Genomic DNA, 13,289 nt, shown 5'->3' on the forward strand with positions numbered 1-13,289 from the left:
AATAAACCTGGCTGGCATACGCCCCCAGGTTTATTTTATTGAGCAGATCAAGATTAGATCTCTGGCATACCCAGCTGTTTTCGAAACTTGTTCCGTACTACGGCTGAGAGGGCTTCCAGCTCCACAAGCTCTGCCAGAGCAGCTTCCTCTTGCAGCCCAACCTGCATTAAATGCAGTACATGCGCCACGGAAGCATGGCTGTCTCCGTTTTCTTTTTTGACAATTGCATCGCCGGTTGAAATCATTCCTTCACGAAGTACACGTAAGTAAAATCCGCTATACCCTGTATCCAGAACTTGAGCCGGTAGATCTGCGGGTCCATGCTTTTGTGAGATTTTGAAGCAAGGGTATCGTGGTTGGCTAACCTGAAGCAAAGTGGTGCCTATTTCATATACATCGCCAATACACACCTCTGTCTCCAGTAGACCCGTTGTGGTGATATTTTCTCCAAAAGCCGAGTACTCCAGTTTCTTTCCCAGCTGCTGTTCCCAATACGGATAGTGCTCAATGGGATAGGCGCATACCGCCTTGTCAGGACCTCCATGATGTTTAAGATCTGCCTGGCCATCTCCAACAAATCCATTGGTATGTAGCTGAACTGATCCATCTACAGGCGTTTTATAAATTCCGGTCTCCAAAGGTTTTCCCCGATAATCCACCGTCACCGGCCGACCGACATTAAGCGAGACGATCTCCATATCCATTTCCTCCTGTCAGCATGCAGCTCATAAATATCTCATCCACATAACGACCGCCAAGATAAAACTCCTCCCGCAGACGTCCCTCTTCCACAAAACCGCATTTCCGATAAAAAGAAATCGCTGATTCATTGCAGGATAATACACGCAGGCGAAGCTTACGAATAGCATGCGCCGCAGCGTGTTCCTTAATGGCTTCCATGAGCTGCCGGCCGATGCCTAAACGTTGATAGTTCGGATGAACAGCAATATTAACCTCGCACACATGCCGGTTGCTCTCCATTCTACTAGGGCAGCCAAACCCGACATATCCACATAGCTTGTCATCTTGCAGCGCTACGAGCTGAGAGCCCGGGGGAGCATTCAGCAAGAAATCCTCTTGTGAGCGCCACAACATAGGTCCGGGGCTAGTGTCCTCTGTCCAAATCAGATGGTCCAGATCAATCAGTTCTCGCACGTCTTTAATCTCTGAGGGTCTAATAGTTAACCTTGCCTTGTTGATTTGTTTCATAAGATGTACACCCCTTGCCTTGCACCTCTATAGAATTCACAGCAGATGTTGGAATCCACTGTGTATAGTTATCCTACGGACCGCTCTAACGAATGGCCTTTACGATTGACTAAAGCATGGATGACGAAAAACCCTACAGACAGCAGCGCCATCGCACAAGCCAGCCAGGCTGTTGGTGCCAAACCACCGCTATCATACAGTCTGCCCATGAAGTAAGGGCCAATGACTCTCCCGACTGCACCAATCCCTCCGCTTAGTCCCAAATAAAACGGTGCGCTGCGCCCCGCATGATCCGAGATAAAGGATGGCATCGCTGGAGAAATCAGCATTTCTCCCAGTGTAGCAAGCACCATTCCAAGCACTAATCCAGGATAATTAGGCATCCACAAAAGAAACGCATAGCCACCCAAATAAAACAGGGCACTTGCAGTCATTTGCGCCGTTGAGGTAGACGCGAACCAGCGCTTAATCATTGTTACCAATGGCTGAGCTGCAAAAATCAAAATACCGTTCAGTGTCCAGAGAAAACCATAAGTTTTCTTAGGCCAGCCCTCTGAAATAATGAACGGAGATACCCCTGTATTCCAGATAGAGTTACCGAGAAGCAGGAACAAAGAACCGATCCCCATATAAAGATAAATACGAGTATGCCCCATTAGCTTCCACGTGGATTGTTTCTCTGGTTCATTCTTCTGATGCCCCATTACCTCATGCGCAGGTTCTCCACCGATTTTCTTCAGATATATAAAAAAGAAACCCGCAAATACCGCCGAGGTTACACCATTCATTACAAAGCTTAGCATATAGGAAATATCGGCCAAAAAACCACTTAATGCCGTCCCCAGTGCTACACCAATATTATTGGCGACATAAATAACATTAAACAGCTCACCACGCTGCTTCGTGAAACGAAAGCCGATAAATGCCTGAATGGCAGGTAATGATAAGGAATTAAATAATCCTACCAGTCCCATTGCTACCATAAATAACGTCCAGTTGTTACTAGCTGCCGGCAAGGTGAACAGTGCCAAAGCATTCATGGCGAGCGCTCCGACAATCAGCCGGTTCACGCCTACCTTATGATAGAGTGAGCCCCCGAGTAGTTGACCCACGATCCCACCAACCGATTGAATAAGAATCACCAGTCCAGCATCTGACATGCTGCGTCCAAGCTCATCAAATACATACATCGTAACGAGCGGCCACATCAGCGCACTACCTGTTGCGTTAATTAGGCTGGCAATTAGAAATATTTTCACTTCTTTTGGATATGCCTGTAAAAACTTCATAAGTAGTGTACATCCCCTGTTATATATGTGTCATTAATTCATCCAGTATCATCCCAAAACAGGGCTATGAGCAAGCATACACATTGACGTTTTATCGTGATAAAGTACGCATGAAATCTAGAGGATAAGACGCACATATCGCATGAAATATCCCGTCTTCCTTGGGGTTCACGTCCGCAGTCCTCCCTAGTTCTAATATCTATTCTTATTTTAAAGCCGTGGCTGTCGTCCGTAAAGCAAACAAACAAGAAGAAACTGATTCGCTTTTAGAAAGACGGGGTAATAGAGCCTAGAAACACTCCCCCTTCAAAATTCGCCGTGATCCGATTTCGTTCCCCCGAGCGCGGATATATCACGGCGGATTTTTTTGTGTCTACATAACAAAAAGCACCCCTAAAACATTAACGCCACCAATAAGGCAGACCTTGAATGTTTTATGGAGTGCTCTATAAGACGAGCTTAAGCGTGTTTTTTGACACTGCTGCCGGACATGCTATCTACGGATTGAATAGCCGTAGGTGCTTTACGCAAGTATGCCATCCAATAGGCAGCTGCGACAAATATTGCCCCACCCGTTAGATTTCCGAGCCAGACGGGAACAAAGTTAGTGAAGTATTGCCCCCATGAATAGTAACCTTCAAAAATAGCTGCTGGAATTAGGAACATGTTAGCTACAACGTGCTGGAATCCGATCGCAACAAAGGCCATCGTCGGGAACCAAATACCAAGGATTTTGCCGCTGAAGTTATCTGCTCCATAGGAGAGCCATACGGCCAGCGCAACGAGCCAGTTACAGCCGATACCCGAAACAAATGCCGGAAAGAATTCTGCATCGATTTTATGACCAGCCATATCCACCAATTTTTCTAAATACACACCCTCTGAAGTTAAACCCACCACATGACCGAAGAAATAAGCTACAAATAATGCCCCTGCCAGATTACTAATCGTAATGAGCAAAAGATTCTTCACAACTTCCCAGAAAGAAATCTTCTTAGCCATAAAAGCGAGCGGCACGGCCATCATATTCCCTGTCAGCAGTTCTCCACCTGCAAGGAGTACCATGATCAGCCCAACGGGGAAGACTGCGGCTCCGATAAAGTTAGCAATGGAACCCCATTCCTGTGGTGCGCCAGCAATGACGCGAATATCTAATAAAAACCCGAGCGCAATAAACGCTCCTCCCAAAAAGCCCAGAATAAGTACGGTACTTAGCGGATTATGAGCTTTTTTTATGCCGTTCTCTACAGTTACTTCGGCAATTTGCTGCGGTTTGCTATAAGCCATGGTTCCTATCCCCTTCATCTATTTACTTCAAATTTGTTCCTTTATGACCATTGTAGCGTGTCGTAAAACACATTAACGTGATAATTATCACTTTGAGAAAACTAAGTGAAAGTTTTCACTGACATGTCAAATTTACTGCGACCTGTGCACAAATAGAAGTTTGTGTATGACCGGCTAAGCCAGCATATCTTGTTTCGTTGGATTACATTTGAGCGTACGCAGCAGCTATCGGACACCGTTGACCCTATATGCAGCTTTTGAGCACATTTGGCTCGCTATCGGACCCCATAGTCGCCATTGGCACCAAAAACACACTAGTTGTAACTCGTTCTATGTAATAGCTGCACTGGAGTCCGAAATCACGCTCAAACGGCGATTAATTGCTAAATAGAGGCTTCTGAGTCCGGAAAATTCTGAGGTGGGCGGTTTCTCAGCATGATCGGACTCAGTTGACCCTATTCGTAGCTTTCGAGCACATTTGGCTTGCTATCGGACCCCATAGTCGCTATTAGCACCAAAAACACACTAGTTGTACCTCATTCTATGTAATAGCTGCACTGGAGTCCGAAATCACACTCAAAAGGCGATTATTTGCTAATTAGCGGCTCCTGAGTCCGAAAGCTTCTGCGGAGGGCGGTGACTCCGCATGATCGGACTCAGTTGACCCTAATCGCAACTTTCGAGCACATTTGGCTCGCTATCGGACCCTATAGTCGCTATTGGCACCAAAAACACACTAGTTTTATCTCGTTCTATGTAATAGCTGCACTGGAGTCCGAAACCACGCTCAAACGGCGATTATTTGCTAATTAGCGGCTTCTGAGTCCGAAAGCTTCTGCGGGGGGCGATGACTCAGCACGATCGGACTCAGTTGACCTTATTCGTAGCTTTTGAGCACATTTGACTCGCTATCGGACCCCATAGTCGCTATTGGCACCAAAAACACACTAGTTTTACCTCATTCTATGTAATAGCTGCATTGGAGTCCGAGACCACGCTCAAACGGCGATTATTTGCTAAATAACGGCTTCTGAGTCCGAAATCTTCTGCGGAGGGCGGTAACTCAGCACGATCGGACTCAGATAACCTTATTCGTAACTTTCGAGCACATTTGACTCGCTATCGGACCCTATAGTCGCTATTGGCACCAAAAACACACTAGTTGTACCTCGTTCTATGTAATAGCTGCACTGGAGTCCGAAATCACACTCAAAAGGCGATTATTTGCTAATTAGCGGCTCCTGAGTCCGAAAGCTTCTGCGGAGGGCGGTGACTCCGCATGATCGGACTCAGTTGACCCTAATCGCAACTTTCGAGCACATTTGACTCGCTATCGGACCCCATAGTCGCTATTAGCACGAAAAACACACTGTTTGTACCCCATTCTATGTAATAGCTGCACTGGAGTCCGAAACCACGCTCACACGGCGATTATTTGCTAATTAGCGGCTTCTGAGTCCGGAAAATTCTGAGGTGGGCGTTGACTCCGCATGATCGGACTCAGGTGATCTTATACAGAGCTTTTGAGCAAATTTGGCTCGCTATCGGACCCTAAAGTCGCTATTGGCACCAAAAACACACTAGTTGTACCTCGTTCTATGTAATAGCTGCACTGGAGTCCGAAATCACACTCAAAAGGCGATTATTTGCTAATTAGCGGCTCCTGAGTCCGAAAGCTTCTGCGGAGGGCGGTGACTCAGCACGATCGGACTCAGATGACCCTAATCGTAACTTTCGAGCACATTTGGCTTGCTATCGGACCCCATAGTCGCTATTGGCACGAAACACACACTAGTTGTAACTCATTCTATGTAATAGCTGCATTGGAGTCCGAAACCACGCTCAAACGGCGATTAATTGCTAATTAGCGCCTTCTGAGTCCGAAAGCTTCTGCGGAGGGCGATAACTCAGCACGATCGGACTCAGTTGACCCTAATCGCAACTTTCGAGCACATTTGACTCGCTATCGGACCCCATAGTCGCTATTGGCACGAAAAACACACTAGTTGTCCCCCATTCTATGCAATAGCTGCACTGGAGTCCGAAATCACGCTCAAAAGGTGATTAATTGCTAAATAGCGCCTTCTGAGTCCGAAAGCTTCTGCGGAGGGCGGTGACTCAGCACGATCGGACTCAGATGACCTTATACAGAGCTCCTGAGTCCGAAAGCTTCTGCAGAAGGTGATGACTCAGCACGATCGGACTCAGTTGACCCTAGTCGTAACTTTCGAGCACATTTAGCTTGCTACCATCACCGAAGCCATTGGATTGCATCTACCCAAGCAGCTATTCAGCACCTAACAAAAAAAAGCAGTGATCCTCCCGTAACAGGAGGATCACTGCTTCTCTAGCTTTACAAGGCTGTCTTATTCTTCGATAAATCACTCAGGAACAACGTCCCTTTTTAAACCGTTACAGCCTCTTTGCTTGGTACTGTTGTCGGCAGCGCTTGAAGACCTACTGTATTCAGGAAGTTCCAAGGTTTGTTGTAATGCGGTTGGAAGAAGAAATCGATAAAGGCAAGTTGGTCGATTGTCATTTGATTTTGAATACATACAGACACTGTGTTGATCGATTGCGTCAGATCCATCTTGGACATAATTTGAGCCCCGAGAATACGGCGTGTGGCGCGATCAAACACTACTTTTAACTGAACCTGCTCAAAGGTGGGCATAAATTCTGGACGGTAGTTATCAATAATCATGGCGGTTTCTACGTCCATTCCTTCAGCCTTAGCTCCTTCTTCAGTAAGCCCTGTTGCAGCGATATTGTCTTCATAAATCTTAATGCCCGAAGTTCCTTGTGTACCCATATAAGGAATGGTCTCTGTTACCAAGTTGCGCGCAACTAAGGTTCCCATCCGTACGGCATTGGTTGCCAGTGGGATATAGGCGTGTTTGCCTGTAGGGTTGTAATGAATCGCACAGCTGTCGCCAGCGGCATATACATCCGGGCAGCTAGTCTGCATATAGTTATTGACTACAATGGCACCATTGGGCAGCATATCGACTTGACCTTTTAAGAGTTCAGTATTAGGACGGAAACCAATGCAGAGAATGACCAGATCTGTCTCATGCTCACCTTTGCTTGTAATAACCTTTGTTACCTTACCGTCTTTGCCTGCAAAAGAGCTAACCTTCTCATTCAGTGCCAATTTAATCCCATGATCCTGAAAAGATTGTTCGATCGGTGCAGTAAATTCCTGGTCCAGATATTTACTCAGAATGCGATCTTCACCATCAATTAGTGTAACTTGCTTGCCATTCATTTGAAAAGCTTCCACCAGTTCTACGCCGATATATCCAGCGCCGACGACGGTGATTTTATTTGCTTGTTTAGCTTTTTCTATAATAGTGTTGGAATGATCATAGTTCTTGGAAAGTAAAATCCCCTCGAGTTCAAATCCTTCAAGCTTCGGCACAATCGGCCATGAACCTGTAGTCATAATCAGCTTATCGTAGGTATCAGCGAACTCGTGGCCTGTCTCCAGATTGCGTACACGCAATGTTTTGGACTTCGTATCCACTGCAGTTACTTCATGACGCATATTGGTCTTTACGCCAAGCTCTGCAAGCTTTTCTGGTGAAGAATAGAATAGCCCCTCTGGGTCTTTAACCACTCCACCTACATACAAGGCAATCCCACAGGATAAGAAGGAAATATTATCATTACGCTCATATACAGTAATCTCGGCATCCGGGTAAAGCTGAGCAGTATTCACAATTGCGGCGGTTCCGGCATGGGTACATCCAATGACAGCTACTTTCATTATTTCTTCCTCCTTCAAATGGACAATCGGGTTATATATTTGACTTGCATGACCGATCAATGATGGAATCTGATCAACAATGGGTTAGTTGTGATTTATTTCACTTTATAAACTGATTATATTGTGATATTTATCACATTACAAGTCTTTTTTACCTATATCCTCATATTGTTCACAATTTTAAGTTTTTTCCGCCACTGCTGCCGAATGCGACTCCGTTAGCTTTGCCACGTGGGAGGTACATTATGATCCGCATTTGCAGGAATCCAAAGGAAGCATAAAAAAAGGCCTCCCCTCTAATACCAACAAGGAGAAGCCTTTGATTAAAACACTTTTACACCAAACCGTGAATCTCTCCGTCCTCATCCATCCATAGTCCCTCAGCGGCTGGCTTAGCTGGCAGACCTGGCATCGTAACGATATTGCCTGTAATAACTACCGCAAAACCTGCACCAAGCGAAAGGGTAATATCTCGGACACCAATCGTAAAGCCTTCCGGTGCTCCGAGGAGTCTAGGCTGGTCGGAGAAGGAATAAGGCGTCTTCGCCAAACATACTTGAAGATCATTTAGCCCAAGCCGCTCGATAACCGCCAGACTCCGCTTAGCCGCCGGAGAAAAGTTCACTTCTGCCCCGCGGTAGATCTCACGGACAATTTTGTTGATTTTGGATGAAATGTCGAGATCCTTCTCATACAGAGGAGCAAACTGGCTCGGGCCACTATTGTCCAAGAGCTTGTTCAGTTCAGAAGCCAGCTCCTGTCCACCTGCACTACCTTCCGCCCATACTTTTGAGATCGCAAGTAAGACGTTTAAATTGCGGCAGGCCTCCAGTACATCATTAATCTCGCCCTCACTGTCCCCTTCAAAATGATTTATGGCAACTAAAACAGGGACTCCAAATTTACCGAGATTCTCTACATGACGTTCTAAGTTCACCAATCCCGCGCGCAGCGCCGTCCGATTCTCGGTTAGAAGCTCGCCTTTAGGCACACCACCGTTATATTTTAAGGACTTAACAGTTACGACAAGAACAGCAGCAGAAGGGGTTAACCCAGCCTGTTGGCATTTGATATCCATGAATTTCTCTGCACCAAGATCCGCTCCGAAGCCTGCTTCGGTGACTACCACATCTCCCAGCTTAAGGGCATAACGAGTGCCAATAACACTGCTGCAGCCATGAGCGATATTCGCAAACGGCCCCCCGTGTACAATAACAGGCGTACCTTCCAGAGTCTGTACCAAGTTTGGCTTAACTGCTTCCTTAAGCAGCGCTGTCATCGCTTCAACGGCCCCGATTTGCTCGGCTGTTACTATTGTCCCTCTTGGTCATAACCAATCAGAATACGGTTTAAACGCTTCTTGAGATCAATAAGGTTATCGCATAAGCATAACACAGCCATAATCTCAGAAGCCGTTGTAATCTGAAAGCCACTTTCCCGTACCGCTCCATTTCCATCCCCGAGCCCAGTCACAATACTGCGCAGGCTTCGGTCATTCATATCCATGACACGTTTCCAAACGATACGCTGCGGATCCAGTCCCAGCTCATTGCCTTGGAAGATATGATTGTCAATCATTGCGGACAATAAATTATGCGCAGAAGTTACCGCATGAATGTCACCTATAAAGTGCAAATTAATCTCATCAGCCGGAACAATCTGCGACTTCCCGCCGCCTGTTGCGCCGCCCTTCATCCCTAAACAAGGCCCAAGCGAGGGCTCACGTAAAGCAGCCACGGTCTTCACTCCTGCTGCATTCATTGCCTGCGCCAACCCGATGGTTGTTAAGGTCTTACCCTCGCCAGCAGGGGTCGGATTCACCGCAGTGACCAGAACCAGCTTGCCATCTGGCTTGTTTTTCATATCCTCCCACAAGGAAGGTGAGAGTTTGCTTTTATATTTGCCGTATAGTTCCAGATGCTGCTCGTCGATTCCTGCTTGTGCTGCTACCTCTGTAATTAACTTCATGCTTGTATAAAACCCTCCTGCCGTTATTATCCTGCTGTACTCCGCTTTTTTATGCATGTTCGCACAGTTGCTATATTCTCTTCAAAGGATACATCGTCTTTTTAAAGCGTCAAGTATAATTTATCACAATAAAAATTCAAGACAATCTCCATTAATCCTTTAAAAAAGAAAATCCCCGCGAGCATCGGTCGAAACCGAGTCGAGGGGATACTTGGAGGATCACTCTGCAACTGACCCCATAATGGATCTACAGTAGTGACTCAATATGTTGTTTCATCGTTTCCGGCGATTCTTTGGGCTCCACACGAGCCACTACATTGCCGCTGCGATCAATTAGAAATTTCGTGAAATTCCAGCTAATGTCGCTGCTGTCCCCAGCACCAGGCTGCTGCTCCTTCAAATAATTGAAAAGCGGGCTGGCATCCGGTCCATTAACATCAACTTTGGCGAATACCGGAAAGGTAACTCCATAATTAATCTGACAGAATTCCTCAGCCTCTTCACTCGTACCTGGCTCCTGGCCCGCAAACTGGTTGCAGGGGAATCCTAATACTACAAGTCCTTGATCGCTATACTGTTCGTATAGTTTCTGAAGATCTCCATACTGTGGCGTAAGTCCGCACTTACTAGCCGTATTAGCAATCAGCAGCACCTTACCTTCATACTCCGCAAACGGCACTTCTTTACCCGAAGGTGTAACGCTTAAGCAAAATTGTAGATCGACATCTTTATTCCCCTTCTTTCCTTTTACTTAGACTACACTACGTATCTTACCCGAACTGTAAGGGAATGCAACTTCTGAACTCTTTTTATAGCCATAGAAAAAGCAGCCCTACAAATTTCATAGGACTGCTCTCTGCGTCTGTGTTATTTCGATACCGGAATTGCGTCATAATATTCTTCCAACGTAATATCCTTCTCATTGATATAGGCAGCAATGTCCTTACCTACATAACGGATATGCCAAGGCTCGTACTTATATCCGGTAATGTCTTGCTTACCTTCAGGATATCTGATGATAAAACCATATTCCCCTACATGCTTGGCCAACCACTCGGCTTCCTTCGTCCCACCAAAACAGCTCTCAGCGGCACACTTGCCGTCACTTCCCGAGACATCAATAGCCAGCCCGGTCTGATGCTCGCTATAGCCAGGGACTGCACTGTAAGTACGGGCTTTTTCTTCCCCATCTCTCTCCACATAACGGTTATACAAAGTCGTCTGAGTTGCCTGTGAGCGGTAGGCAGAAACGCCTGCTAAATAAATTCCGTCTTCTTCTGCACCTGCGAACATCTTCTCCAAGGCTTTAGCGGCTTCGCTGCGCATCATACGCTTTTCGATTTTCTCTTTGAAGGTAAACCGGACATCAGGATAGACAAGATCCGTTGGTTTATAATTATCAGGCAAACCATACTGCTTATTTACCATCACTGTAATACTATCAGGCTCTGCAGATATAGGATCTGGAACACTACCTGCATTATCACCGCCTGATTCAGGCGGACTAGAGGGTTCTGATGGATCTGTTGTATCCGATGGATCAGCTACTGCCGGGTCTGTAATCCCCCTCCATCACTTTCCCCCGTCTCCCCAGGCTCACCTTGAAGATTATCCCCCACATTTATATTTGAACCGTTACTCTCCGAAGCAGAAGGAGACGTGTACTTTCCTATTCCCCAACCGACAGCAATAACGACAATTAACAAGATTATAATTTTAAATTTTTTTGACATCTGTAAGTTCTTCCTCCTCGAAGCCGAACATTCTATTTATCTATTAGACAGGCTTTCCTTCATAAATGTTTCACTAAGAACCTATTTTTAATATAAAAATCAATATGTTCCACGCTATAAAATAAAGGTTACCATAGGTCATTAGCTTCAGCGCTAACTACCCTATGGTAACAAGTTTCATCTATAAAACTCTACTAACTTTATCTGGAAGTGCCGCGACCGCCGCTTTTAAAGCCACCAGATCCATTGCTACGGCCACCGCGTGAAGATCCGCCGCCGCTGTTGCGGCCGCCTTTGCCAGCAGCGCCACCCTTGGCACCGGCGTATCCACCTTTGCTGCCTTTACCACCTTTGCCGCCTCTAGACGGGCCTGCACCGTAGCCGCTGCCTAAGCCGCCACGTGGAGTGCCTCCAGTGTAGGCACCGCCGTCCGCACCTCTAGCTACGTTCTCACTGTAGCCAGTGCTTGGTCCGCCCTTCCGGTTCGCACCGCGCGAACCAGCGCTAGGCGTTGCCGCGTTGCCGCTGGCAGACGCTTCGCCTCTGGAGGCGAAGGCGCCATAGCCGCCGCCTACTCGCACTACGCCGGCAGCCTTGCCGCCGCCCTTAGGAGCAGCAGCGTCATAGCCGCTGCCGCCACGCTTGCCCGCCGCCGCATCGGAACGACCGCGGCGACCTTCTGCAGGCGCGCCCCAGCCGCCTGCTTCTTTACCGCGGCCACGGCCACCTTGCCGCGCTCCGCCTTCGCCGCGCGGAGCTCCGCCGCGGCCAGAGCCGCCGGTCTTCGGCCCGCGGCCCGTGCGCGCTGCCTCAGCGCCGCCGCTTTGGCGACCGCCGTGGCGTCCGCCGCCTTGCACAGGGATGAATTCGCCAACGCCGAATTCATCCTTCTCGTAACGGCGGCGATCCAGCCGCTGCGAGATGCCATGCTCGATCAAATCCAGACCCTCTTGATCACGTGGAGATACGAAAGTTATTGCAAGCCCTTTGCCTCCAGCACGGCCAGTCCGGCCGATCCGGTGAATATAGCTATCCACATCAAGCGGCATATCATAGTTAAAGATGTGAGTAATACCTTCAACATCCAGACCCCGAGCTGCTACGTCTGTCGCTACAAGCAGCTGCAGCTTCGCATCACGGAATCTTTTCATCACGCCTTCACGTTTACCTTGGGACAAATCACCGTGCAGCTCGTCACATTCATAACCGGCTGCTTGCAGCGCTTCGTTCAAATTGGATACCCGTCGTTTCGTCCGGCAGAAAATAATAGCCAAGTAAGGACGATCCCGTTCAATGAGGGATTTGAGCGCTTCTTCTTTATTACGGTCCGAGCATTCCACTACTTGCTGTTTGATATTATCCAGCGGAATCGGCGAACCACTCTTAATGATGATATCCAGTGGCTCTTTCATGTAATTAGCAGCGAGACGTTTAATCGGATCAGGCATTGTCGCGGAGAACAACATAGTCTGACGGCGATAAGGCACAGCCGTAATGATAGTCTCAACATCCTCCAAAAAGCCCATGTGCAGCATTTGATCGGCTTCGTCCAGAACGAGCATTTTTACACCGCTAAGATCCAGCGTTTCCCGGCGCATATGATCCAAAAGTCTGCCCGGTGTACCGATGATAAGATGTCTGCCGCCTTCCAGCTTGCGCAGTTGCTTCTCTACATCCTGACCCCCGTAAACCGCCAATATTTTGATATCCGTATGACGCGCCAGCTTGCGTGCCTCTTCTGTAATCTGCAAAGCCAGCTCACGTGTTGGAGCCATAATCAGCGCCTGAGGATAAGCCCGCTCCGTATGGATCTTGTCCATAATTGGCAGCAAAAAGGCCAAGGTCTTCCCTGTACCTGTCTTCGCTCTAGCTATTACGTCCAAGCCCTGCACCAATGGCGGAATGGCTTCCTGTTGCACTGGCGTAGGTTTAACAATGCCTTGACTTTGAAGCAATGTACACAGTAATTCTGAAACTCCTAAATCTTTAAATCCCGGCAAATTCTCCACCTCACTATTTTCTCGGTTTAATTTG

The 13,289-nt window shown here is 47.5% G+C and carries 8 protein-coding genes and 2 pseudogenes; all 10 read right to left on the minus strand.

Annotated elements, in window-relative coordinates:
* Window positions 1-53: 53 nt before the first annotated feature.
* Window positions 54-698, minus strand: a complete 645-nt coding sequence (locus tag MHH89_RS20415; RefSeq protein WP_081383778.1) for an MOSC domain-containing protein — start codon at window positions 696-698, stop codon at window positions 54-56.
* Window positions 679-1,209, minus strand: coding sequence for a GNAT family N-acetyltransferase (locus tag MHH89_RS20420; protein ID WP_038573668.1), 531 nt, complete (start codon window positions 1,207-1,209; stop codon window positions 679-681). Before MHH89_RS20420 ends, MHH89_RS20415 begins: the two co-directional genes overlap by 20 nt.
* A 68-nt stretch (window positions 1,210-1,277) precedes the next feature.
* A complete protein-coding gene (locus MHH89_RS20425) occupies window positions 1,278-2,498 on the minus strand; it encodes an MFS transporter (RefSeq protein WP_076123961.1) in 1,221 nt (406 codons plus the stop codon).
* 459 nt (window positions 2,499-2,957) lie between these two features.
* A complete protein-coding gene (locus MHH89_RS20430) occupies window positions 2,958-3,785 on the minus strand; it encodes a formate/nitrite transporter family protein (protein ID WP_036681949.1) in 828 nt (275 codons plus the stop codon).
* A 2,404-nt stretch (window positions 3,786-6,189) separates the two neighbouring features.
* Window positions 6,190-7,554: an FAD-dependent oxidoreductase gene (locus MHH89_RS20435; protein ID WP_076123965.1), complete on the minus strand. Its 1,365-nt coding sequence runs from the start codon at window positions 7,552-7,554 to the stop codon at window positions 6,190-6,192.
* A gap of 334 nt (window positions 7,555-7,888) precedes the next feature.
* Window positions 7,889-9,522, minus strand: a pseudogene (locus tag MHH89_RS20440) (formate--tetrahydrofolate ligase).
* A 247-nt stretch (window positions 9,523-9,769) separates the two neighbouring features.
* Window positions 9,770-10,248 (minus strand): annotated as a pseudogene (locus MHH89_RS20445) (glutathione peroxidase).
* Window positions 10,249-10,389: 141 nt separating this feature from the next.
* Window positions 10,390-10,950 carry a M15 family metallopeptidase gene (locus MHH89_RS20450; RefSeq protein WP_445739143.1) on the minus strand — a complete coding sequence of 187 codons (561 nt, stop codon included), beginning with the start codon at window positions 10,948-10,950 and terminating at the stop codon, window positions 10,390-10,392.
* 116 nt (window positions 10,951-11,066) lie between these two features.
* On the minus strand, window positions 11,067-11,255 hold the full coding sequence (locus MHH89_RS20455; RefSeq protein ID WP_340033772.1) for a hypothetical protein: 189 nt from the start codon (window positions 11,253-11,255) through the stop codon (window positions 11,067-11,069).
* 200 nt (window positions 11,256-11,455) lie between these two features.
* On the minus strand, window positions 11,456-13,255 hold the full coding sequence (locus MHH89_RS20460) for a DEAD/DEAH box helicase (protein ID WP_081383618.1): 1,800 nt from the start codon (window positions 13,253-13,255) through the stop codon (window positions 11,456-11,458).
* Window positions 13,256-13,289 lie beyond the last annotated feature (34 nt).

It is taken from the genome of Paenibacillus sp. FSL H7-0323, assembly GCF_038002725.1.
In the GTDB taxonomy this organism is placed as follows: Bacteria; Bacillota; Bacilli; order Paenibacillales; family Paenibacillaceae; genus Paenibacillus_AQ; species Paenibacillus_AQ odorifer.

What these genes read in the sequence shown, in the direction of transcription:
- MHH89_RS20420 (WP_038573668.1), bottom strand. Translation starts at nt 1,209, where the DNA reads ATGAAACAAATCAACAAGGCAAGGTTAACTATTAGACCCTCAGAGATT.
- MHH89_RS20450 (WP_445739143.1), bottom strand. Translation starts at nt 10,950, where the DNA reads ATGGTAAATAAGCAGTATGGTTTGCCTGATAATTATAAACCAACGGAT.
- MHH89_RS20425 (WP_076123961.1), bottom strand. Translation starts at nt 2,498, where the DNA reads ATGAAGTTTTTACAGGCATATCCAAAAGAAGTGAAAATATTTCTAATT.
- MHH89_RS20435 (WP_076123965.1), bottom strand. Translation starts at nt 7,554, where the DNA reads ATGAAAGTAGCTGTCATTGGATGTACCCATGCCGGAACCGCCGCAATT.
- MHH89_RS20430 (WP_036681949.1), bottom strand. Translation starts at nt 3,785, where the DNA reads ATGGCTTATAGCAAACCGCAGCAAATTGCCGAAGTAACTGTAGAGAAC.
- MHH89_RS20415 (WP_081383778.1), bottom strand. Translation starts at nt 698, where the DNA reads ATGGAGATCGTCTCGCTTAATGTCGGTCGGCCGGTGACGGTGGATTAT.
- MHH89_RS20455 (WP_340033772.1), bottom strand. Translation starts at nt 11,255, where the DNA reads ATGTCAAAAAAATTTAAAATTATAATCTTGTTAATTGTCGTTATTGCT.